General features: G+C 57.1%; 22 protein-coding genes and 1 pseudogene. 9 read left to right on the top strand and 14 right to left on the bottom strand.

All coding sequences use genetic code 11. The annotated features are described in order from the left end of the window. Positions 1–4 precede the first annotated feature (4 nt). Entirely contained in the window at positions 5–1516 is a 1512-nt protein-coding gene (locus LG290_RS03665; RefSeq protein ID WP_499836293.1) for a CoA-acylating methylmalonate-semialdehyde dehydrogenase, read from the bottom strand. Between the two features lie 162 nt (positions 1517–1678). On the opposite strand from LG290_RS03665, the gene LG290_RS03660 reads away from it, so the two are divergent. The 3 genes from LG290_RS03660 (at position 1679) to LG290_RS03650 (ending at position 4398) form a co-directional block, all read left to right on the top strand. Further along, a complete protein-coding gene (locus LG290_RS03660; RefSeq protein WP_499836292.1) occupies positions 1679–2611 on the top strand; it encodes a LysR family transcriptional regulator in 933 nt (310 codons plus the stop codon). Between the two features lie 164 nt (positions 2612–2775). Then, positions 2776–3414: a peptide-methionine (S)-S-oxide reductase MsrA gene (msrA, locus tag LG290_RS03655; protein WP_499836291.1), complete on the top strand. Its 639-nt coding sequence runs from the start codon at positions 2776–2778 to the stop codon at positions 3412–3414. Positions 3415–3555: 141 nt separating this feature from the next. Further along, positions 3556–4398, top strand: coding sequence for a glucose 1-dehydrogenase (locus tag LG290_RS03650; RefSeq protein ID WP_499836290.1), 843 nt, complete (start codon positions 3556–3558; stop codon positions 4396–4398). Positions 4399–4436: 38 nt separating this feature from the next. Here LG290_RS03650 and LG290_RS03645 read toward each other — a convergent pair whose 3' ends face one another. Further along, complete coding sequence (locus LG290_RS03645) at positions 4437–5174, bottom strand: tellurite resistance TerB family protein (protein ID WP_499836289.1); 738 nt, start codon at positions 5172–5174, stop codon at positions 4437–4439. A gap of 234 nt (positions 5175–5408) precedes the next feature. Here LG290_RS03645 and LG290_RS03640 point away from each other — a divergent pair, with 234 nt between their 5' ends. Further along, positions 5409–5627: a hypothetical protein gene (locus LG290_RS03640; RefSeq protein WP_160417367.1), complete on the top strand. Its 219-nt coding sequence runs from the start codon at positions 5409–5411 to the stop codon at positions 5625–5627. 166 nt (positions 5628–5793) lie between these two features. Here the strand turns inward: LG290_RS03640 and LG290_RS03635 are convergent, their stop codons facing one another. Then, complete coding sequence (locus tag LG290_RS03635; protein WP_499836288.1) at positions 5794–6270, bottom strand: phosphate-starvation-inducible PsiE family protein; 477 nt, start codon at positions 6268–6270, stop codon at positions 5794–5796. Between the two features lie 274 nt (positions 6271–6544). On the opposite strand from LG290_RS03635, the gene LG290_RS03630 reads away from it, so the two are divergent. Then, positions 6545–7048: a hypothetical protein gene (locus tag LG290_RS03630; RefSeq protein ID WP_499836287.1), complete on the top strand. Its 504-nt coding sequence runs from the start codon at positions 6545–6547 to the stop codon at positions 7046–7048. 154 nt (positions 7049–7202) lie between these two features. Here LG290_RS03630 and LG290_RS03625 read toward each other — a convergent pair whose 3' ends face one another. Next, entirely contained in the window at positions 7203–8876 is a 1674-nt protein-coding gene (locus LG290_RS03625) for an acyl-CoA dehydrogenase family protein (protein WP_499836286.1), read from the bottom strand. A 238-nt stretch (positions 8877–9114) separates the two neighbouring features. On the opposite strand from LG290_RS03625, the gene LG290_RS03620 reads away from it, so the two are divergent. The 3 genes from LG290_RS03620 (at position 9115) to LG290_RS03610 (ending at position 10457) form a co-directional block, all read left to right on the top strand. Further along, on the top strand, positions 9115–9636 hold the full coding sequence (locus LG290_RS03620; protein ID WP_499836285.1) for a cupin: 522 nt from the start codon (positions 9115–9117) through the stop codon (positions 9634–9636). 78 nt (positions 9637–9714) lie between these two features. Beyond that, entirely contained in the window at positions 9715–9945 is a 231-nt protein-coding gene (locus LG290_RS03615) for a helix-turn-helix domain-containing protein (protein ID WP_499836284.1), read from the top strand. 32 nt (positions 9946–9977) lie between these two features. Continuing rightward, complete coding sequence (locus LG290_RS03610) at positions 9978–10457, top strand: HipA N-terminal domain-containing protein (protein WP_499836283.1); 480 nt, start codon at positions 9978–9980, stop codon at positions 10455–10457. 119 nt (positions 10458–10576) lie between these two features. On the opposite strand, the gene guaA is transcribed toward LG290_RS03610, so the two are convergent. Both guaA and guaB read right to left on the bottom strand, forming a co-directional pair. Continuing rightward, positions 10577–12154, bottom strand: a complete 1578-nt coding sequence (guaA, locus tag LG290_RS03605; RefSeq protein ID WP_499836282.1) for a glutamine-hydrolyzing GMP synthase — start codon at positions 12152–12154, stop codon at positions 10577–10579. Positions 12155–12163: 9 nt separating this feature from the next. Continuing rightward, a complete protein-coding gene (gene guaB, locus LG290_RS03600; protein WP_499836281.1) occupies positions 12164–13633 on the bottom strand; it encodes an IMP dehydrogenase in 1470 nt (489 codons plus the stop codon). A 164-nt stretch (positions 13634–13797) separates the two neighbouring features. Here guaB and xseA point away from each other — a divergent pair, with 164 nt between their 5' ends. Then, the gene (gene xseA, locus LG290_RS03595) at positions 13798–15147 is read left to right on the top strand and encodes an exodeoxyribonuclease VII large subunit (protein WP_499836280.1); all 1350 of its coding nucleotides are present in this window, start codon (positions 13798–13800) and stop codon (positions 15145–15147) included. Positions 15148–15150: 3 nt separating this feature from the next. On the opposite strand, the gene LG290_RS03590 is transcribed toward xseA, so the two are convergent. The 8 genes and pseudogenes from LG290_RS03590 to LG290_RS03555 form a co-directional block, all read right to left on the bottom strand. Continuing rightward, positions 15151–16080, bottom strand: a complete 930-nt coding sequence (locus tag LG290_RS03590) for a MurR/RpiR family transcriptional regulator (protein ID WP_499836279.1) — start codon at positions 16078–16080, stop codon at positions 15151–15153. Then, positions 16052–17083: a C45 family autoproteolytic acyltransferase/hydrolase gene (locus LG290_RS03585; protein ID WP_499836278.1), complete on the bottom strand. Its 1032-nt coding sequence runs from the start codon at positions 17081–17083 to the stop codon at positions 16052–16054. Before LG290_RS03585 ends, LG290_RS03590 begins: the two co-directional genes overlap by 29 nt. Further along, positions 17076–17804, bottom strand: coding sequence for a glutamine ABC transporter ATP-binding protein GlnQ (gene glnQ, locus LG290_RS03580; RefSeq protein ID WP_499836277.1), 729 nt, complete (start codon positions 17802–17804; stop codon positions 17076–17078). Before glnQ ends, LG290_RS03585 begins: the two co-directional genes overlap by 8 nt. Further along, a complete protein-coding gene (gene glnP, locus LG290_RS03575; RefSeq protein ID WP_499836276.1) occupies positions 17801–18457 on the bottom strand; it encodes a glutamine ABC transporter permease GlnP in 657 nt (218 codons plus the stop codon). Before glnP ends, glnQ begins: the two co-directional genes overlap by 4 nt. A gap of 74 nt (positions 18458–18531) precedes the next feature. Further along, positions 18532–19269: a glutamine ABC transporter substrate-binding protein GlnH gene (gene glnH, locus LG290_RS03570; protein ID WP_499836275.1), complete on the bottom strand. Its 738-nt coding sequence runs from the start codon at positions 19267–19269 to the stop codon at positions 18532–18534. A gap of 246 nt (positions 19270–19515) precedes the next feature. Further along, a pseudogene (gene argA / locus LG290_RS03565) lies at positions 19516–20691 on the bottom strand (amino-acid N-acetyltransferase). Between the two features lie 152 nt (positions 20692–20843). Further along, positions 20844–21632: a Crp/Fnr family transcriptional regulator gene (locus LG290_RS03560; RefSeq protein WP_499836274.1), complete on the bottom strand. Its 789-nt coding sequence runs from the start codon at positions 21630–21632 to the stop codon at positions 20844–20846. Positions 21633–21820: 188 nt separating this feature from the next. Further along, positions 21821–23626 (bottom strand): IlvD/Edd family dehydratase, encoded by a 1806-nt coding sequence (locus LG290_RS03555; RefSeq protein ID WP_499836273.1) that lies wholly within the window; start codon positions 23624–23626, stop codon positions 21821–21823. Positions 23627–23653: the final 27 nt, after the last annotated feature.

Below are 23653 nucleotides of genomic sequence, written 5' to 3'. Positions count from 1 at the left end.
GTGGTTATTTTGCAGTCGGCATCACGAACTCGGCGCCGGCATCGATGGAATCCGACCAACGCTGCATGATCGACTTCTGCTTGGTGTAGAAACGCACGCCTTCTTCACCATAAGCATGCGTATCACCGAACAGCGAACGCTTCCAGCCACCGAAACCATGCCATGCCATGGGCACCGGGATGGGCACGTTGATGCCTACCATACCCACCTGAATGCGGCGGCCGAATTCACGCGCCACGCTGCCGCTTTCGGTGAAACAGCTCACCCCGTTGCCGAACTCATGGTCGTTGATCAACTGTATCGCTGTCGCCACGTCCGGCACCCGCACGCAGACCAATACCGGGCCGAAGATCTCTTCGCGATAGATGGTCATTTCCGGGGTCACGTTATCGAACAGCGTGCCGCCCATCCAGAAGCCTTCGGCATTGCCGTCACCGGTCACGGAGGAATCGAAATCCCGCCCGTCCACCAGCAATTCTGCGCCTTCCTGAAGGCCTTTTTCGATATAACCGGTAATGCGCTGGTGCGCCTGAGCGGTCACGATGGGGCCCATCTCGGCGTCCAGCTCCAAGCCGTTCTTCACTTTCAGGGCCTGGGTGCGTTCGGCCAGGGCCGGCATGATCTTGTCGGCGACATCGCCCACCAACACCGCCACACTGATCGCCATGCAACGCTCGCCGGCGCTGCCGTAAGCGGCGCCGATAAGTGCATCCACGGCTTTTTCCAGATTGGCATCGGGCATCACCACCATATGGTTCTTGGCCCCGCCCAAGGCTTGAACGCGCTTGCCGTTCCTGGCGCCACGCTCGTAGATCAGGTTGGCGATCGGCGTGGAGCCGACGAAGCTCAAGGCTTTTACGTCCGGGTGGTCGAGTAACGCTTCAACGGAATCCTTGTCCCCCTGCACCACGTTGAATACCCCATCCGGCAAGCCGGCCTGCTTGAGTAAATCGGCCATCAACAAGGAAGCGCTGGGGTCGAGCGGGCTGGGCTTGAGAATGAACGTATTACCGGCGGCAATCGCCACGGGGAACATCCACATCGGCACCATGACCGGGAAATTGAACGGGGTGACACCCGCCACCACGCCCAACGGCTGGCGCATGGTCCAGTTGTCGATCCCCGTGCTGACCTGCTCGGTATAATCGCCCTTGAGCAATTGCGGAATGCCGCAGGCAAATTCGACGATATCGATCCCCCGAGCGACTTCACCCTGGGCATCGGTGAACACCTTGCCGTGTTCAAGGGTGATCGCCCGGGCCAGCTCATCCTTATGGGCATTGAGCAATTCCAGAAAACGAAACATGACCCTTGCCCGGCGCAGCGGCGGCGTATCCGCCCAGGCTGGAAAAGCGGCTTGAGCCGCCGCCACGGCGCTTTCGACATCCGCCGGCGAAGCCAAGGCGACTTGCCCGGACACCTTGCCGCTGGCGGGATTGAAAACATCCTGGCGCTGGGTGGGTTCAGTTTCTACTACTTGGCCATTGATATAATGATTAATTATTGTGTCAGACATATCAGAAAGTCCCGTCAGCTTGGTCTAGGAGAATGGTCTAGAAGAATTCTTGCAGTTGATCCCAGCTTATCGCCCTCATCCCAGGGATCAATTGAGAAATTCAAAAGCTGGTTATAAGCTTTCCTAATATCAGGCACTCATATCACTCCAGGTGGATAGCCCATGCAAGACTTCCATGCGTTGAGAGCCTTTGTCACCGTCGCTCGGGAAGGTAGCGTTTCGCGCGCGGCCGAGCGCCTTCATCTGACCCAACCGGCCATCAGCCTCAAGCTGAAGCACTTTCAAGAAATCTTGGGGTTGACGCTATTCATTCGGCGTCCGCAAGGGCTGGCATTGACCGCGGACGGCCATGCGCTGTTGCCCGCCGCCGAAAATGCTCTGGCGGCTGCCCAGACCTTCGAACAAGCCGCCGCTGCCTTGCACAGCACCCTGCGGGGACGCCTCAAGATCGGCACCATTATCGACCCCGAGTTCATTCGGCTGGGCGCTTTCCTGCGCCGCCTGGTCGAACGTGCGCCACAGCTGGAAACCGAGCTTCATCACGGCATGAGCGGCAGTGTCCTATCGCGGGTGCATAGCGGCGAACTCGACGTGGGGTTTTACCTCGCCCCCCCGGCTGAAGGCCCCGGTGACGCCGTGCTGGCTCATCAGGAGCTGACCCACTTTCATTATCATGTGATCGCCCCTGCCGGCTGGGAAACCCGCCTGGCCAAGAGCGACTGGAAAAACCTTGCCGCGCTGCCCTGGATCGTCACTCCCAGTGATTCCGTGCATCACCGCCTGCTCGACCAAGTGCTCGCACCCCTTGGCGCCGTTCCCAATCAAGTGGCTCAGGTCGACCAGGAAGCCTGCATGCTGGATCTGGTACGCGCTGGGGTCGGCCTTAGCCTGGCACGGGATGCCTTGGCGATGAGCGAACGCCAAGAGCACGGTCTGCTTGTGGTCGACAACATACGCCTGGCCTGTGCCCTCAGCGTTATCTGGCGCCGTGACCGTTACGAGGAATCTGCCATTCGCGCCACACTGGAGATATTGGCAGAGGTATGGAAAAGCCGGCCGGAAGTATCCGTTTCAGTCACTAACCCCGGAATGTAAAAAATATAAATATCAACAAATTAAACCGAAAAAAAAAGCCAATACAAAAGCATTAAAACAATCTATTAAGCGTTAACCATGCGGCGTCTTAACTCCCTTCACGGAACCCTTACTGCGACTGACACTCAATGGGAGAGGTACACCCATACTGGAGCGCTTCCCCTATGAGCCACTCGATGCACACTTTCCTGCTCAGCCCTCTGGTCCTTGCGCTAGGGCTGAGCGCTTCCTCCAGTCTTCTTGCCGAGACTGACGACACCCGCCTTGCCACCTTTGCCGGTGGCTGTTTCTGGTGCATGGAACCTCCCTTTGAACGCCAGCCGGGCATTGACGATGCTGTCTCCGGCTATATCGGGGGTAGCGTGGAAGACCCTAGCTATGAAGCCGTTACTCAGGGCGATACCGGCCATGCTGAAGCAGTTCAGTTTCACTATGACCCGGAGCAGATAAGCTACCCGCAGCTTCTGGAAGTGTTCTGGCGCAACATCGACCCCTTCGCCGAGAACCGCCAGTTCTGTGACGTCGGCTCTCAATACCGCTCGGCGATCTTCTATCATGATGAAGAGCAAAAACTCCTGGCGGAAACCTCAAAAACCGAGCTGGAAGCGCATTTCGGCCGTGACATCGCCACGCAGATCGTGCCTGCCGATACGTTCTGGGAAGCCGAGGAATACCATCAGGACTACGCGGAACGCAATCCACTGCGCTACAAGTTTTACCGTTACCGCTGTGGGCGTGACGAACGCCTGGAGGAGGTCTGGGGTGAAGAAGCCGGCGGGCCGACATTTACCGGCGCCGATTGAACATACCGCCTCGCTGAATAGCCAAGAATAACCGCACCTTCTTTTCTATACTGCCGACAAAAGCCAATCTTCACGTTAGCGATAGCTCAGGTGAAGAGGCTCAACGTCAATGTGTAATGTATAGAAAAGGATAAATAAACGATGGATACATCAGAACAGGCTCAACCACGCCAACCCGGCATGGAACATCTCATGTCACCGGAGCCCGACTACCAACCGCGTTATCCCGGTTCTGATCGGCTCAAAGGCAAGACCGCACTGATTACCGGGGGCGATAGCGGGATTGGACGCGCCACCGCTGTGTTGTTCGCACGCGAAGGCGCCAATGTCGCTATTCATTACAAGGATGAACACGAGGATGCCGAGACCACCCTGGCCCTCATGCGAGACGAGGGCTGTGACGGTCTCGCGCTAAACGGCGATATCGGCACCAAGCAGGAAGCAAAGCGGGCCGTGGAGGAAACCGTCAAACGGTTCGGCGGCCTGGATATCGTGGTCAACAACGCCGGTGAACAGTACGCCCAATCCAACGTCACCGATATTCCCGAAGAGCAGATTCGGCGTACCTTCGATACCAATTTGTTCGGCCCATTTTTTGTGGTGCAATCCGCCTTGCCGCATTTGAAAGCCGGGGCTTCGATTATCAATGTCACCTCGGTCACCGCCTTTCGCGGCCAGGACCTGTTGGTGGATTATTCCGCCACCAAGGGCGCCGTTTTGTCGTTGACACGTGCCCTGTCCAGCAAGCTGGCGGAAGACGGCATTCGGGTCAATGCGGTGGCCCCTGGCCCTATCTGGACGCCATTGATTCCCGCCTCCTTCCCCGAGGAAAAGTTAGCCAAATTCGGCAAGGGTTCACCGTTAGGCAGGGCTGGCCAACCCAATGAAGTCGCCTCATGCATGCTATTTCTGGCCTGCGAGGATAGCTCCTTCATGACCGGCCAGACGCTGCATCCCAACGGTGGGGATCTCGTTGGCGGCTGACGCTTTCGAGACGTTTTTTTGAAAAACCGTATCGCTCTCTACCCTGCGGCCAGGGCCTGGCGCTCCAGCTCATCGACCATGCCCGGCTCCAGCTTCAATGCCGAGGCAAGTTGCTCCAGCCAGGCACGCTCCATGGGATTTTTCTCATCGATCACGGCCACGCTCATCAGGTAGATCTCACGGGCGGCTTGCGGGGAGTCTGCCTCGCGCGCCAACGCCTGGGCATCCAGCGGTGCCTTGAGTTGATGCTCTACCCAGGCATGCAGCTCCTGGTCAGCGCCCAGGGCGTCGATTTGCTGAGTAATCAGTTCCTGCTCACGCGCATCGATATGCCCATCGGCACGTGCCGCCATGATCATGGCTTGCAACAATTCCAGGCTTCGCCGCTCCTGAGTGGAACCGCTCAGGCTCTCCACCGGTTTACCCTCGGCCGCTTCATTAGCGGCACTTGCCTGGGAATTCTGCCAAGCCTTCCAGGCCAACATGCCCACCCCGGCAATCGCGCCGTACTTCAATGCCTTGCCGCCCAGTTTACGGCCGCGTCTGGAACCCACCAATAGCCCCATGGCGCTACCGCCCAGCAGGCTTTTCATATCGAAACCGCCCTCGCTTGACGCCTTGCCGGACTGCCCTTTTTGCCCCTCGTTACCGCCCAGCTGCTTGGAAAGCCCTTCCAGAATGCCTTTCACATCCATTGTGCCGCTGCTGCCTTTTTTGTTATTGCTGCTGCCACCGGCTTGTTGCATCAACTGCTGAAGAATCTTGCTTGCGTTCATGATCGGCCTCTTGGCTGTCGCTGCTCTGGTTTGGTGACGGGATCTGGCTTCGTGAGATGATCTGGACAGTGTAGCGCCGATCTAGTGCCTGTCGCCCACCTTACCCAAGCGTTGCCAGGCTTGTGCGTTTGGCATGTAAGGTTTTCTTGCTCCGTCACACTAAAGCTTAGACCTGACGAGAGGTGGTGACGGCAGGTCTCAAGTGCTCAACAATCCGACACGACGAGGTGTGACATGAAAATGAAGCTTTTGACCGCTGGCCTGCTCACAAGCCTGATGATGGCCGGCTCTGCCCTGGCCATGGATTCCGAAGCCGTCGAGAAGCATATGGCCAAGATCAACGACAACTACATCAAGACTGCCGAGGAAGAAGGCAAGATCAAGGCACTTGAGGAGAAGGTCGAAGAGCTCGAGGCCATGATCCAGATGATGCTCGACGATCAGGATTCCTGACCGCTATCAACACCCTGATGCCCGACCACGAGCTCCCGGTGCATTGACGCTGGGGGCTCGCGGAAAGCTGCACGGTGACGGCTTCGGCGTCGTGGACCGTTTCGGGACGTATGGTGAGACGGGATGGTGTCGGCATGGATCTCAACTCAGGAGCCTCACCCTACTCCTACTTGCCCACCAGCCAATGGGTCACGCCGAGCGCCAGCACGATAGCCGCGATGGCCAGCATCTCTTCGGCCGAGATGGTGGCAATATCCAAGATGATCACCTTACGCGCGATAGCCATCAAGGCCGTCGCGATGACCAGCCGAATGGGCAAGACATTGGTGCCCAGGTAAAGCCGAATGTTGATGAAGATTTCCACGGCGATCAGCACCACCATGAAGGCACCGAAGATAACGAAGATGTCGGCGACTTCAAAAAGCATTACCGGCGGTGAGATGAACTTGGTGTAGAGCACATAGATGACATCCAGGACGCCCCAGATGATTACCAGCACCATCATTATTGCCAGTAGCTTGATGGCGAAGCGAATGATGATATGCAACCGCCTGATCAGCGGATCTTCATGCTCCTTCGGCAACTCATCGTGTAATAGCCTGTGCGTCTGAGATGTTTCCTTTTCATTATCATCGTCTTGCATCGATTCCTCCCGAACAGCCCCACGAAACCAGGCCTTGATTGGTCAAGGTGCGACTCAGCAGATTCACCGCCTGCTCCAGCGCCACTACCAGGCGGGCCTTGCTGCCCTTGGTCGGCTTTTCAATGCGCCGACCGCTACCTCAACCGCTGTGAGTGATCCTTTTATTGCCGATGATTGTCTAACTGCTAAGTTATTGAGGGGTCATCATAACGGTTCTCTCGGATAAGCTCGCCGCCAGAAAATACCCTGTCGTTCGTGAAAAGAGGGCAACATCATGATCGAGTCACTGGAAGATCTCGACGCCGTTAAAAAGTCGTGTCATTCATTGGTCGCGAAGAGCGCAAGGCTTTCTGCCGGCGCAGCGATCATTCCAATCCCTGGCGTAGATATAGGGTCAGACATTGCCATATTGATGCGGTTAATTCCCGAAATTAATCAAAAATTTGGTTTATCGCTTGAACAGATCGAAAGCCTCGATACCGAATCCAAGCTATTTGTGATGACCGCCATTTCCAACACGGGCAGCAAGATGGCCGGGAAATACATCACCAAAAAGCTGATCGTGTTGCTGCTAAACAAGGCGGCAGGCAAGGTAGCGGCGAAAGGTGTCGCCAAGTTCGTTCCCTTCGTCGGCAGCGCCGTGGCAGGCGGCATCAGCTTCACCGCCATGAAGTACATGGGAAACAGCCATGTCGAAGATTGTTACGCCATTGCTTTGGCAACCCTGGAAAAGAAAAGGCTGGAATCCGTGATCGTGGTCGTACCCGAGCAAAAATAGCGCTGCCGGCTCTGCCATACCGCTTACGTCATCCAATACGGTGAGCTAGGCAGCAAGAGGCCTCGTAGGTGATCCCGAGACGAATTGTTCAGTGTTTCCTTTGCAATAACTCTCGCTGCATCCTTGTTCTGGTTGAGATTGTTTAAACGCAGCGCTACTGAGGCCGGGCTCGCTGGATAATCGCCCGGCAGTCCAGCCCGCTTGGCAGGCAACCGTAGTTCATGCCGGGCTGGGGCTGCAGGCGCGAGACGACGAAGGCGTCCGCCACCGCACTCGGCGCGTGCTGAATCAACAGGGCAGCCTGAAGTGCCAGGGCCATGCTGTCGGCCACTTGGCGGGCGCGGTACTCGAGGGTTTCGCGGTCGGCAAACTGCGCCTTGAGTTGGCCGACAAAGCGGTCAAAGGCAGGCTCGCTACCGGAAGCTCGGTTCAGCTCGGCAAAGTACGCTTCCAGCACCGCTGGTTCACGGCCGATGGCGCGCAGAATATCCAGGCACTGCACGTTGCCGCTGCCCTCCCAGATGGCGTTCACCGGCGATTCACGGAAAAGCCGCGCCATGATGTGGGTCTCTATTACGCCCGTTCCACCGATGACCTCCATCGCTTCGTAAGCGTGGTTGGGCGTGCGCTTGCAGATCCAGTATTTACCCACTGGCGTGGCGATACGTGAAAGCAGCCGCTCGTGCTCATCGTGCTGGTTATCCATGGCCCTTGCCATGCGCATCATGTAGGTGGCAGCGGCTTCGCTCTCCAGTGCCAGATCCGCCAGAAGATTCTGCATCAGTGGCTGCTCGCTCAGCGTGGCGCCAAACGCCTTGCGCTGGCTGGCGTGATGCACCGCCTGGGCGGTGGCCTGGCGCATGCCCGCCGCCGAGCCGATCATGCAGTCGTAGCGGGTCATGCCGACCATTTCGATGATGGTGCGCACGCCGCGCCCCGGCTCGCCTACCCGCCAGCCCAGCGCTCCGCGCAGTTCCGCCTCGCTCGAGGCATTGGCCACGTTGCCCATCTTGTCTTTGAGCTGCTGAATTTGCAGTGCATTCTTGCTGGCATCCGGGCGCCAGCGCGGCACCAGAAAGCAGGTCAGGCCCGCATCGAGTTGCGCCAGTACCAAAAAGGCGTCGCACATCGGCGCGGAGACGAACCATTTATGCCCCACCAGTTCATACGCCTCGCCATGGCCGTCGTGGCCAATGAAATAAGCCCGCGTGGTGTTCTGGCGCACGTCCGAGCCGCCCTGCTTTTCGGTCATCGCCATGCCCAGCGTTACGCCCTGTTTCTCGCCATCGGGGCAATTGCGAGGCTCGTAATGCTCAGCCGTGGCTTTCGCCTGCCAGTACCTGGCAAGCGCGGGCTCGTGCTGCAAGGCCGGTACTGCGGCAAAGGTCATGGTAATAGGGCAGCCGTGGGCTGCTTCCACCTGGGCTTGCAGGTAGTACTTCGCCGCCCGCGCCACATGGGCGCCTGGGCCAGGCTCTCGCCAGGGTCGGCTGTGTAAGCCTTGCTCAATGGATGCTTTCATCAAGGCGTGATAGCTGGGATGAAAATCCACGACATCTACACGATGCCCGTAACGGTCATGGGTGCGTAGCCGCGGTTTTTGCGCATTGGCCTGGAACCCCAGCTCGATGGTCTCGGCGCGGCCCGCCCACTCGGCAAAGCTGCGGATCTCCTCCTCCGCCCAGCCAGCCCCTTCGCGCTTCACCGCCGCCTGCAGTACCAAGTCGGCCAGGTAAGGGTTGTAGTCCTCAAGCGGGGCGGGCTGGTTCTTTACCCTGTGCGTGGCCGCGCCAAAGCGGTCCTGCATGGGTGCGGGTAACTCGCTCATTGTTCTCCTCCATCCAGGGTGTGGCTATCACCCCCTGTAGGCAAAGCGGATAATGCGTTGAACGGCTTGCTGCGGGATATCCCCGCGGCGGTGCCGCGCGCGAGTGTGGCGGCGAAAGGTAGGCCACGTAGCCTCCTTGAATCATCATCCTAAAAAATGAATGAATAAAAATAGAAGCGACCTACTATTGAAGAATAGCGTTACTTAATCCAACCACTCAACCCAGTGCCAGGAGGCCATGGTGAGCATCCCCCAGCCCGAACTACTTCATTTCGACAGCGATGAAGCCAACGGCTACCCCAACTCCCCGCTGCCGGTGCTGATTTACCGTCAGGTTCTCGACACCGGTAATGCCGAGGAGCGAGCCGATACGTTCGAAACCATGTTCAAGCGCCACGGCTGGCCGCCGGCGTGGCGTTACTATCTGTATGACTTCGATCACTTTCACTCCACCGCACACGAAGCATTGGGCATCTTCCGTGGGCAGGCCCGGGCACGGCTGGGTGGCCCCGACGGTCGCGAATTGATGCTTTACGCGGGCGATGTGCTGGTGCTGCCCGCGGGAGTTGGGCATGCCAGCCTAGAAGCAGACGATGATTTCTGCATGGTAGGTGCCTACCCACCGGGGCAATACCCCGAAATAGAGCGCGGCGACCCAGCACAGCTTGCGGCCGCACAGGCGCGGGTGGCTGCCGTGGACATACCGGAAAAAACCCCGATAGGCGGGCCACTGGCAGCGTTGTGGAAGCAATGTGCTTGACTCAACCAGACGGACTCTTGCCCCAGTGCCACAAGGCGGCATAGTTGATTACCGATCGGTAATCACATCCAGGCTCCCATGACTTCCAACAACGCCTCCTCCCCCATGACCACTACCATTCGCCAAAGCGAAGATCTCGGCAAACTGGTACGCCAGCTACGTGTCGAGCAAGGCCTATTACAGATCGATCTGGCCGGTCTCGGCGGTACCGGCAATCGCTTTATCGTCGATTTGGAACGGGGCAAGCCGACGCTACAGTTGCAGAAAGTGCTGGACGTGCTGGACTTGATGGGACTTGATGGGGCTTGAGGTGGTCGTGAGGCGCAAGGGTTGCAACCGCCATGGCAAATGACGATGCCTTGGCGGTGTACCGAGGCGAAAGGCACGTCGGGTTATTGTACGATACCCAGCCACTACGCTTCGAGTATGCCCCTGAGTGGTTGGAGTACTCCGAAGCGGTGAGTTTGTCCCCTTCAATGCCTCTCTCGCAGCAGGTTCACGCAGGCGATAACGTGTTGGCTTACTTTGAGAACCTTCTGCCGGAAGGTGATCTTCGCCACCACCTGGGACTTCGCCATCACACCACGACTGTTTTTGGGCTGCTGAAAGCCATTGGTGGAGATACGGCCAGCGGCTTCACCCTGCTTTCGCCAAGCGAGTCACCGGCTCCGCCGCACTACCGGCCTATTCGCTGGGAGACCGTGGCGGAACACTTGCAACAGCGGCAACGAGGCCCTTTGTTCTCGCAACAAGGCGAAGAGGCGCGTATCTCACTCGCCGGCGCTCAAAACAAATTACTGCTGATTAACAGTTCCGTGTAAGACCATGTGCAACACTATAAAAAAACGCAAGGAAATCAACGAGTGAATTCCTTGCGCGTTCAATTTATGTGCCTTTAATCCACTTAAAAATCAGTAGCTTACTTGTTAATCGTTAATCGCTACTCCCACTCAATCGTCGCTGGTGGCTTGCTGCTCACATCATACGTGACCCGCGAGACACCGTTAATCTCGTTGATGATGCGGTTGGAGACTTTCTCCAGCAGCTCATAGGGCAGGTGCGCCCAGCGGGCGGTCATGAAGTCGATGGTTTCCACTGCACGCAGGGCGATGACCCATTCGTAGCGGCGGGCATCGCCGACCACGCCTACCGATTTCACCGGCAGGAAGACCGCAAACGCCTGGCTGGTCTTGTGATACCAACCCGAGTTGTGCAGTTCTTCAATGAAGATGGCGTCGGCTTCACGCAGGATGTCGGCGTAGTCTTTCTTCACTTCGCCGAGAATCCGCACGCCCAGGCCCGGCCCCGGGAAGGGGTGGCGGTAGACCATGTCGTAAGGCAAGCCGAGTTCCACGCCCAGCTTGCGGACTTCGTCCTTGAACAGCTCGCGCAGCGGTTCGACCAGCTTGAGCTTCATGGTTTCCGGCAGGCCGCCCACGTTGTGGTGCGACTTGATCACGTGCGCCTTGCCGGTCTTGGCGGCGGCGGATTCGATCACGTCCGGGTAGATGGTGCCCTGGGCCAAAAAGTCCACGCCGTCGATCTTGCTCGACTCTTCATCGAAGATGTCGATGAAGGTGTTGCCGATGATCTTGCGCTTGGCTTCTGGGTCGTTCTCGCCTTTCAGGCGCGACAGGAACTGGTCTTCCGCATCGACGCGAATCACCTTCACGCCCATGTGCTTGGCGAAGGTTTCCATCACCTGGTCGCCTTCGTTCTTGCGCAGCAGGCCGTTATCCACGAACACGCAAGTCAGCTGGTCGCCGATGGCCTTGTGCAGCAGCGCCGCGACCACCGAGGAATCCACCCCGCCGGAGAGACCCAGCAAGACGTGGCGGTCGCCGACCTGCTCGCGAACGCGGCCGATCTGGTCTTCGATGATCTGCGCCGGGGTCCAGAGGCGTTCGGCACCGCAAATGCCCAGTACGAAATGCTCGAGAATCCGCTGGCCCTGCAGGGTGTGGGTGACTTCCGGATGGAACTGCACCCCATAGAACTGCTTTTCTTCCCAGGCCATGGCGGCAATCGGGCAGCTGGGGGTGGACGCGGTCACGGTGAATTCACTGGGCACCCTGGCGACCTTGTCGCCGTGGCTCATCCACACATCCAACAGGCCCTTGCCGGTTTCGTGGTCGAGGTGGTCCTTGATGTCCTTGAACAGCGCGGTCTCGGCGTCGATGCGAATCTGGGCGTAGCCGAATTCCTGCACCTTGGAGCCTTCAACGGCGCCGCCCAGCTGCTCGGCCATGGTCTGCATGCCGTAGCAGATGCCAAACACCGGCAGGCCCATTTCGAACACGCACTGCGGCGCGCGGGGGGAGTCCAGCTCCGTGACCGACTCCGGCCCCCCGGCAAGGATGATGCCGTTGGGGTTATAGTCGCGAATCTCGTCTTCGGTGATATCGAAGGCGCGCACTTCGGAGTAGACGCCGATCTCGCGTACCCGGCGGGCGATCAGCTGGGTGTACTGAGAGCCGAAATCCAGAATCAGAATCTTGTGGGCATGAATATCAGTCATTTCGGTCTCTTAGCCTACCCGGTAGTTCGGGGCTTCTTTGGTGATCTGGACATCGTGCACGTGGGACTCGTTGAAGCCTGCGCCAGTGATCTGGACGAATTCCGGCTTGGTGCGCATTTCTTCAATATCGCGGCAGCCGGTGTAGCCCATGGAGGCCCGTAGGCCGCCCATCATTTGGTGAACGATGGCGCTCATCAAGCCTTTATACGGCACGCGGCCTTCGATGCCTTCCGGCACCAGCTTTTCCGCGCCGTCGCTTTTGTCCTGGAAGTAGCGGTCGGCACTGCCCTGGCTCTGGGACATGGCGCCCATGGAGCCCATGCCGCGGTAGGCCTTGTAGGTACGGCCTTGGTAAAGCTCGACTTCGCCGGGGGCTTCTTCGGTCCCCGCCAGCAAGCCGCCGACCATCACGCAGCTGGCACCGGCGGCAATCGCCTTGGACAGATCGCCGGAGAAACGCACACCGCCATCGGCAATCAGCGGAATATCATATGGCTTGAGCGCTTCGGCAACGTTGGAAACCGCGGTGATTTGCGGCACGCCGACACCCGCCACGATACGCGTGGTGCAGATCGAGCCGGGGCCGATGCCGACTTTCACGCCGTCGGCACCGGCTTCGGCCAAGGCTCTGGCGGCGGCGGCGGTGGCGATGTTGCCGCCGATCACCTGGATCTGCGGGAAGTGCTTCTTGGCCCAGCGCACCCGGTCAATCACGCCCTGGGAATGGCCGTGAGCGGTGTCGATGATGATCGCATCCACGCCGGCTTCCGCCAGTGCCGCAATACGCTCGGCGGTTTCCGGGCCGGTGCCGACGGCGGCGCCGACCAGCAGGCGGCCGTCGCTGTCCTTGGCGGCGTTGGGGTAGGTGCGGGCTTTTTCGATATCCTGGAAGGTCACCAGGCCACGCAGATGAAATTCATCATCCACGATCAGCATCTTTTCGATGCGGTGCTCGCGCATCTTGGCCTTGCTTTCTTCGAGCTGGGTGCCTTCGGCCACGGTGATCAGGCGCTCGCGGGGCGTCATGATCGCCTCGACGCTATCGCCGTGGTTGGGCTGAAAACGCATGTCGCGTTCGGTAACGATGCCCACCAGGGTCTCGCCTTCGACCACCGGGAAACCGGAGAAGCCGTATTCACGGGCCATGGCCAGCAGGTCTTCAAGCTTAGCCTTGGGGCTGACGGTCACGGGGTCTTTGACGATGACGCTTTCGTGCTTTTTGACCTTGCGAACTTCCGCGGCCTGCTGGGCGATGTTCATGTTCTTGTGGATGATGCCGATGCCGCCTTCCTGGGCCATGGCAATCGCCAGGCGCGCTTCAGTCACCGTATCCATGGCGGCGGAAACCAGCGGGATATTCAGCGAAAGGTGACGTGTCAGGCGGGTCTTGAGGCTGACATCCTTGGGCAGGATATCGGAGAAGCCGGGAACGAGTAATACATCATCGAACGTAAGCGCTTCTTGGGCCATACGTAGCATAGCGGCAACACCCATGGTTGAGCAGATGGGAAGAGGAGATACGAAGGGTTAATCCCCCATTGTAACGGCTAGAGCCCCATCCCAGCAATGTGAGGCATGGCAAGTCTTGGGCGTGATAAGCTGCGTAGCGGTTTTTCTCTCATTTTTTAATCATGAAACCCTTTATGTCGTCTCCCGCTATTGAAGCCCTGTCCGTCAGCGAGTTGAATCGTCGCACCCGCCAGACCCTGGAACGCGATTTCGGTGAATTGTGGGTGGAAGGCGAGCTTTCCAATGTCTCGCGCCCCGCGTCCGGGCATATCTACTTCACCCTGAAGGACGACCGCGCCCAGATTCGTTGTGCGCTGTTTCGCCAGCGGGCGCGCTTCGTGGGGGCACCCATGCGCGACGGCGACCAGGTGAAACTGCGCGGGCGGGTGTCATTGTTCGAGCCACGCGGCGACTATCAGTTGCTGGTGGATGCGGTGCAGGCGGCGGGCCTGGGGGAATTGCTGGCGGCCTATGAGCGTTTGAAGCTTCAACTCGACGGCGAAGGGGTGTTCGCCAACGCCCGCGCCCTGCCCTTTCCGCCACGCAAGCTACTGATATTGAGTTCCGCCAGCGGGGCGGCGATTCGCGATGTGCTGGCGGTACTGGCGGCGCGCTGGCCACTGGTGGACGTCACGCTGATTCCGGTGCCCGTACAAGGCGCCGAGGCCGCCCCTGCGATGATTTCTGCACTGGGATTATTAAACCGTCAAACACGCTTGGACCCTGACCAGGATGTGGTGCTGATCACCCGCGGCGGTGGTAGCTTAGAGGATTTGTGGGCGTTTAATAACGAGCATCTGGCACGGGCGATTTTTCACTCCCGTTTGCCGGTGATGTCGGCGGTAGGTCACGAAGTGGATGTCACTCTGGCAGATTTCGCCGCGGATATGCGCGCCCCTACCCCATCAGCGGCAGCCGAGCGTTTAGTACCTGACCAAAAAGCGCTAAAGCACCAATTGTCACAGCTAGAAAACCGCTTACGTCGTGCCATGCAGGCACGCTTAGAACGCGATAGCCAACGGCTGGATACCTTGCGCGCTCGCCTTCGCCACCCAGGCGAGCAGCTTGACCGCCAGCGCCAACACGTTACCGCCCTTTATCAACGGCTGCAGCGCGCCATGCAGCAAAGCGTTCAGCAACAGCAAGCGCGGGTCACGCAGTTAAGCAAGCGCTTAGCCAGCCAAGACATGGCGCGCCTGCACCGCGCAGAGCAAGAGCATGTTAGCCAGCTTCAGCGCCGTTTAGCCAGCGCTATGCAGCGGGCGTTGGAAGTACGTCAGACACGCTTAAGTAGCGCCGCCCGTGAGCTAAATGCAGTCAGCCCGCTTGCGGTATTGGGGCGCGGCTATGCCATTGCCCAGGATGAAAAGGGCCATGTCATCCGCCGGGCAGAGGACACCGCGCCAGGCCAGAAGCTCTCGCTACGGCTGGGCGAAGGCCGGCTAAACGTGGAAGTAAAACGGCGCTTTAAACAGACGAAGTGATCCTCAGCGTATTTCGATATCCAGCTCGGTAATAAAGCGGTCACGCCGTGAAATGGCTTTGCCTGCATCATCCCCGGCCAATGTCGCGCATGCATTAATCAGACACTCCATGGCGGCAAAGTAGGCCACCATGCTATTGGAAATGAAGCTGCTTTCGTGGGGCACCAGAATGGATACCTGGGAATACTTGACCAGTGCGGAACTGGCATAGTCGGTCACCGCTAGGGTTTGAATGCCGTGCGCCTGGGCCATACGACATACATCCACCACTTGGCGTGTGTAGGGCTGACAGCTAGCGGCAATTAGCACGTCACCTTCAGATAACGACGCCAACCCTTCTGCTACGCCGTTGGTAGCATCGCTGAGCAACGCCACATCAGGGCGCAACATGCCCAGCCCATAAGCTGAAAAACTGCACAGCGCATGAAACTGACGCACGCCGTATAGCCGCACTCTCGGCGCACTGATCACCGCTTGGGCAAATGCTTCGATATCCTCATGTTTCACGCTCTGTAGAAAACGATCAATATTGTGTTTATTTTCAGCGCAGAGCTGTTGCGCCTGGACATGCAAACTACGTCTGTCTGCAGCCAGCGCACTAGCGGCGTGATCACGGTAGAAAGATGCAGACGAGCTAAAGTGCGCACTTAACAGAACTGTTTGCAGATCGCTGAAACGGGCGTAACCCAGCGAGCGCGCCAGGCGTGAAATACTCGACGGGTTGACCTCTAACCGACGGGCTACCGAGGAAATAGACAGCAGCACCTGGTCACCCTGAAGGTCGATAAGGCGCGCCAGTACTTCCCGTGATTTGGGACCAAGACGTAGCTCGCTCTCGCCACGGGCAATACTGAGCGCCAGCTCACGGAGTCCATCGACTGTTTCCGGGGGGCGGCTTGCGCTGTCAATGTGCGCAGAAGAGTTTTCCGTCATAAGCGGGCGGTTCTCCAGGGCGATCATAAAGTTGCCATGCTACACCATCCGCTTCAAGACGCATCACCGCCGTAACCAGAGTGTTTTCGTGATCAGGATCATCAGCGCTAAGTCGCAGAATGGGCAGACCACTGGCTTGTTGATCATGCAGGATTCCCAGCGGCGTGGTCTCGCCTTCGGCCAGCAACTGGTCCCCGCGCTGCTGACGGTCTCTAGAAGAGTCGGTAATCCATTGTGACGCCACACCACTTGGATGATACAGCGCATGATTGGCATGGATGCTGGGGACATTCAGCGCGACCTGGGCAGCGTCGCCGCCACCGAACTCAATACTTGTCACCTCTCGCTGGCCGCACTGGGCTAGCGAAAAATGAAAACCGCCGCACTCATTGTAGCGCTGCAGCAGTGCCACCACGTCGATTACATTGGGCTGGTTTAAGGATGCCCTACCTAACACCATGCGTGGCACCTTGGGCGTAACAGCAAGCAAGCGCAAATTATTAACCGCCTGCACCCAGCCTTGGCGGGTAAACGCCAGGGTGTGGCCAGGTATGGAACCTGGGTAGCAGAAGGCCGTAAACCCGACTCCCGTTGATGGCATCACTTCCGCCATAAAGCAGTGGCCGCGGAAAAATGGCAGGCCATCCTCATTATGCGCCACCAGCGGTGTTTCTCCGGGAACCACCAAGGTGGTACAGCCATCCGGCACGTGGGCCAACAGATCACCACGGCAGTTCCAGGCAAATACCGCCTCAATGGGCAGATTAAGACCTTCCGCCAGACCTTCCAGCTCTTCCCATACCTGGGGGAAATCACGCTGGGTATTGGCGGCCATGGTGGCAACAGCATCCCGATGAACCGGATCGTTAATCTCAGCCCAGATAGCGCTCGGCAGCAGAAACCGGTGCACCGCGTCGCGCCCGGCGCGCCCAAGGGCAACGCCGATATCATAAGGGCATCCGTTGATCACGTGCCAACCAAGAGAGCTTGCTTGATTAGACATGGCGCAGAAAATCCTTCATCCGGTCATTAGGCGGGTTATCGATAACATCAACAGGGTTGGCATCAACGGCAATTTTACCGTGCTCCATAAAGATCAAGCGCGTCCCCACCTGCTTGGCAAACGACATTTCATGGGTTACCACCACCATGGTCATCTGCTCTTCTGCCAATTTGCGCATCACACTCAATACTTCCTGCTTAAGCTCAGGGTCAAGCGCCGAGGTAGGCTCATCAAACAGCATTACTTTGGGCTTGATCGCCAGCGCCCTAGCAATAGCTACCCGCTGCTGCTGCCCACCAGAAAGCTCGTGTGGGTAGTGGCGGGATTTATCCCCCAGGCCGACTTTTTCCAGCAGCTCCTGGGCACTGATGTCTGCAGCCTTGCGCCCCATACCTCGCACATGGCGCTGGCCAAAGGCGACGTTTTCCAGCGCGGTCATTTGTGGAAACAAATTGAACTGCTGGAAGACCATGCCCGCTTCCTGACGAATTTCGCGCAGAATTTTGTTCCCGCCCTTTACGCTCAGGCCGTCAACCAGAAGATCACCCGAGGTGATCATTTCCAGCCCGTTAATACAGCGCAGCAAGGTGGATTTTCCAGAACCGGATGGACCGATGAGCACAACAACTTCGCCACGGCTGATGTCCAAATCAACCTCTTCAAGCACTTTAAGCGGGCCAAAGTGTTTGGACACATTTTTGAACTCTATGATGGCGCTCATAAGATCCTCATCCGTTTCTCAATGATGCGCAACAGCAGCGACAGGGTGCCGGTCATGATCAAATAGAACACAGCAACCGCCGTCCATATCTCAACCGCACGAAAGTTGGCCGCCATGATTTCCTGGCCGGTACGCGTCAGTTCACCAACGCCGATAACAATAAACAAGGAGGTGTCTTTCAAACTAACAATGCATTGGTTACCCAGCGGCGGAATCAACCGGCGAAAGGCCAGCGGGCCAACGATATAGACCACCACCTTCCAGCGCGGCAGACCAATAGCGCGCCCAGCCTCGGTTAATCCTTTTGAGATCGATAGCACCGCGCCGCGGACAATCTCGGCAACATACGCGCCGGCATTAATGACGATCGCCAGAATTGCCGTTGTCATCGGGTCAATGCGGATATCCACCAGCACCGGCAAGGCAAAGTACAGAAACATCACCTGAACAACAATCGGCGTACCACGAATGACTTCGACATAGATAAATGCAAGGGTATTGAGAATATAGCCGCCGTAGGCGCGCATCAGGCCAATAACAGCCCCCAATGCAATACCACCGATCAAGCCTGTTACGGTGATATACAGCGTGATTTTTGCCCCGTGGAAGAGTTGAGGCAGGAAATTAATAATAATCGACCAATCGACATTCATCGCCGTACTCCTGATAGTTCGAACTCAGCGGAGGGATCTATTTCCCTCCGCAGGATGCTTAGAATAATCAGGCGTTATTCAGCCGGCGCTTCACCGAACCATTTAATGTAGATCTCGTCGTAGCGACCATCTTCACGCATGGCCGCTAACACACCGTTAACCGGCTCGACCAACTCGCTCCCCTTGGGAAAAGCAATGCCGTACTCGTGCGCCATCATCTGCTCGCCTACCGCTTTTACCTGGCCATCACCTGCCGTGGCAATGTAGTAGAGAACGTTGGGCGTATCATGCATAGCGGCATCGACGCGGCCAGTGCGTAACTCAAGGTAGGCATTGTCGATATTGGGGAACTGGCGTAGCTGGGTATCGGTGAAGTTTTCCCGCGCATAGTCCGCCGCAGAAGTGCCGGTGCGTACGGCCAGGGTTTTGCCCGCCAGGTCTTCCGCACTTTCGATATCGCTATCAATTGGCACCATGATGCGGAAGCCGCTCTCATAGTAGCCATCTGAAAAATCAATCACCTCAGCACGATCTTCGCGGATGGTAATGCCCGCTAGGGCAACATCTAACTGACCGGTCTGCAGGCCGGGAATAATGCCGTTGAAATCCATTGGCCGCAGCTCGAACTCCAGCTCAAGCTCTTCGGCAATCATTGCCCACATGTCGATATCAAAACCGACGTATTCACCGTTTTGAGCGAACTCAAAGGGCACAAAGGCAGTGTCGGTGGCAACGACCAGCTTGTCAGCGGCAACAGTTGCTGCGGAGAGAGAGAAAGCAGTAGCAGCCATTAAAGTGGTGAGTGTCTTCATGGAGAAATCCTCGTGACGTCGATGTTATTGGCAGTTTGTGAGTGACGTTGCGTGCTGGTATCGGCGTTGTTCGTTGTTATGGGTTTGGAATGGCTTGGCCGAATTTATCTACAAACACACATGCAAATATAATTGCATAAATATTTAAAATGACCAAATATTTGCATTAATTTTTTACACACATGCGAAACCAGGTGCCACAAAGGCACCCGGTTCGGTTAGCGTTTCCTGTTTAAAAAAGGGCGCTTACGCTAAATGATTCACCAACACCTTGGATTTACGGGCATGGTTGTAGGCTTCGCGTTTCAGCGGCGGCAGGTCGTCCAGGTTGGCTGTGCGGAAACCGCGTTCAACAAACCAATGGGCCGTATGGGTAGTCAACACAAACATTTCGAAAAGCCCTCGCTGGCGAGCGCGTCGTTCTAACGCTTCCACTAAGCGCTCGCCACGCTCACCGCCACGATAGTTACCATGTACCGCAACACAGGCCATTTCCCCGACGGTAGTGCCTGGGAAAACGTGCAGCGCAGCACAGCCGATGACCATGCCGTCCCGCTCGATCACCATGTAGTCGTCGATTTCGTGCTCTAATCACTCCCGCGAACGAGCAACCAGCATGCCACGCCGCTCTAGGGGTTCCAGCAGTTCTAGCAGGCCTGCCACATCGTTCAATGTGGCAGGGCGCAGCTGCTCGTAACGGTGCTGGATAATCATGGTGCCAACGCCGTCGCGGGTAAATAGTTCCCCGAGTAATGCGTCGTGGTTGCGCCAGGAAAGCAGGTGAGTGCGTGCTACCCCTTCTCGGGCATCCGCCAGGCTGGGCTGGTTCAATACGGCGCGGCCCAGCACCATGCGTGGCACGCTGGGCGAGAACGCCGTCAAGCGCAAATTATTGACCGTCTGAACGAGGCCTTGGCGGGTAAAGGCAAAGGTATGCCCGGGCAGTGACCCCGGATAACAGAAAGCGGTAAAGCCCTGGCTCTGCGCGGGTTCCACGTCCACCATGAAGCAGTGGCCACGCAGGCACGGCAAGCCATCTTCGTTATGGGCGATCAGTGGGGACTCGCCGGGCAATTGCACAGAGGTACAGCCATCCGCCGTGTCGGCCAGCAATTCCCCTCGACAATGCCAGGCGAGCACCTGCTCCAGAGGCAGCTGCAGTCCGGCGGCCAAGCCTTCGAGTTCCGCCCAGATCGACGGAAAATGGCGTTGCGTGGTAGCCGCCATCCGGGCGACAGCCGGGTGATGCCTCGCCGCTTGAATCTGTGCCCATAACGTGGTCGCGGTGAGCTCATGCTGAACCGCATCGCGCCCCAAACGGCCCAGCGTCTTGCCCAACTCAAAAGGGTCGCCACTCAGGCGCTGAATTGACGTAAGCCGGTCATGTGTCGGTGGGTCTTTATGGCTCAAGAGGCTAGGCATCCAGGTTCGCTGTATTTCTTGACGAACTTACCCATCTCCCTCGCAGGTTACCAGTTCAGTTCGCGTATTTCCGCTGTGGCACGAGGTATCGGGCACATTACCTCCTTCCAGCGCCAGGCCAAATTACAATGAGAGGTCATTACCCAAAAGCTTTACCCCCCCTTAAACATAAAATTCTTATAAAGATCATCCTCATTAAACCCTGTTTCATGAGACATCACTTTGGCTTTCAATAATTCGACGCCATTACGTTGTTTTCTTATGAGCTTTCTATTTTCTAGGGCAGACATACATCGACTGACATGGACACTGGTAATGCCTAGCAAATTACCGGTGATGGCCTGCGTAATCGGTATATTAAAATAACTTCCTGTTATTATTTTTGAAAAAGACAGCCTGGCGTGCAGCTCAAGCAGGAAATGCGCCACTCGCTTTTCCGCTTGGTATTGAGTACAACTCCTTAAGCGCTCTATCAAAATATTGTCATGGATAATAATTAAACGCAGTATTGCACTACCAATATTTTCATTCTCTTTAGCTAAGCCATGTAATGCGGAATATTTCATACCCACCAAACTGCCACTGGTAAGCATTACCACGTCAGCATTTTCCCCTGTCAGAAAACCCTCACGTAAACCAATAATATCTCCAGGTAAAAATATATCGATTATTTCACGATCGCCATTTCCCGAAGGAACAAACGAGCAAGCCCACCCGCTTTCCAGAACATAAACATCTGATTCCGCACCCCCACCCGCCTTCAACACTTGATGCTTTTCAACATCAATCCGCTCACTTTCTTCCTTTAAAAACAGATATCTGCAATCAATTGGCAGCTCGGCATACCGTCCCAGACAATGATAAAAAAAACCATCCCGGAACGTTTGCCACCCATCCGTCATAATCGACATTCGATCATTATTTTCACTTGATTTCCTCATTCCTTGAGTCCTCACAGCTAAACCTTTATAAAAACTCGCTCTCCAGTTTTAACAAACGTTATATATGCAATTTTATTTAACAAAACCCAACTACAGCGTAGTGTAGAGAGAAAAATCTCTCCACACCCTGGCTGTAAAATTTGAAAAAAATAATGGAATTTAATGTCGAGCGCACCACTTCACCACTTTCAGTGGTTGTCTCGAGGAGGGCTACGCCGGGCCACATCACGGTACTTAGTTGCCAAGTCTAACGTCATGCCTCGGTCCAACGGCTCGATCAGGCTGCGCTGAATTTCCTGCCATGGCGTCTGGTGTGCCGGATATTGATAGCCACCGGCAGCTTCCAGACGCTGACGGCGCCCTTCAAGCTCGATATCGTTGATCAGCAACCTGACTTCACCGTTCTTGAGGTCGACTCGCAGCCGGTCGCCGGTTTCAAGCAACGCCAAACCACCGCCAACGGCCGCTTCAGGCGAAGCGTTGAGAATTGAAGGAGAACCCGAGGTACCCGACTGACGACCGTCGCCCAGGCATGGCAGCGATTCGACACCGGCCTTGATCAACGCTTCGGGAGGCTGCATGTTCACCACTTCCGCTCCGCCTGGATGACCGACCGGCCCAGCGCCGCGCATTACCAGAATAGTGCGGGCATCGATCCCCAGGGCGGGGTCATCGATTCGCGCGTGATAGTCCTCGGAGCCATCGAAAACCACTACCCTTCCCTCGAAAGCATCGGGAGAGTCAGGATCGCTCAAGAAGCGTTGACGAAATTCACGCGAAATGACGCTGGTCTTCATCAAGGCGGAATCGAACAGGTTGCCCTTGAGATTGAGAAAACCCGCATGCTTGACCAATGGATTGTCGTAACGCCGGATTATCTCTGGGTCCTGGGTTTCGCTATGCTCGACGTTGTCTGCGATGCTTCGACCGTTGACCGTCAAGGTATCGCCATGGAGGTGCCCCGCCTTGAGCAATTCATGGAGTATTGCAGGCACCCCGCCGGCACGATAAAACTCTTCACTGAGATAGGCACCCGCCGGCATGACATTGGCGAGTAGCGGTATTTCATGGCCGAGGTGCTGCCAGTCATCATTGCTCAGTTCGATGCCCGAATGTCTGGCGATCGCATTGATATGCACCGGTGCATTGGAAGACCCACCCAGCGCCGAGCAGACCACGATAGCGTTCTCGAAGGCGGCTCGCGTCAGGATATCGCTGGGCCGCAGATCCTCCCATACCATCGCCACGCTTCGCTGGCCCGTTTCGTAGGCCACCGCAGCACGTTCCTTGTAGGGAGCCGGAATCATCGCCGAGCCGGGCAAGCTCATTCCCAACGCCTCGGCCATAGAATTCATGGTGGAAGCGGTGCCCATGGTATTGCAATGGCCAATGGAGGGCGCGGAATTGGTGGTCCGGGAAAGAAACTCATCGTAGTCGATGTCCCCGGCGGCCAGGCGTTTGCGCAACTCCCAGATAATGGTTCCCGATCCGACACGTTCATTGCCGCGCCACCCATTGAGCATGGGGCCGCCCGAAAGCACGATGGCGGGAATATTGATCGTTGCCGCCGCCATCAGGCAGGCCGGGGTGGTCTTGTCGCAGCCGGTGGTCAGCACCACGCCGTCCAGGGGGTAGCCGTGCAGGATTTCGACCAATCCCAGGTAAGCCAGGTTGCGATCCAGCGCCGCTGTCGGACGCCGTACATTCTCATGAATGGGATGCATGGGGAATTCGAAGGGCACCCCTCCCGCTTCACGGATACCGTCCTTGACTCTTTTCACCAGCTCGATGTGATGGCGATTACAGGGCGTCAGGTCGGAACCGGACTGCGCAATCCCGATGATCGGCTTACCGCTGGTCAATTCTTCCAGCGTGATGCCGTAGTTCATGTAGCGTTCGATACACAGCGCGGTAGTGCCGGGATGTTCAGGATTATCGAACCACCAACGTGAACGTAGTTTATCGGCGGTCATCTTGTCGTTTTTTTTGGCCATGGAGCCTCCAGTTTTTGAGATTTTAGC

The sequence above is a fragment of the Halomonas sediminis genome (assembly GCF_044871105.1).
Taxonomy (GTDB): Bacteria; Pseudomonadota; Gammaproteobacteria; order Pseudomonadales; family Halomonadaceae; genus Vreelandella; species Vreelandella zhuhanensis.
This window is presented reverse-complemented; position numbering and strand designations above follow the sequence as displayed.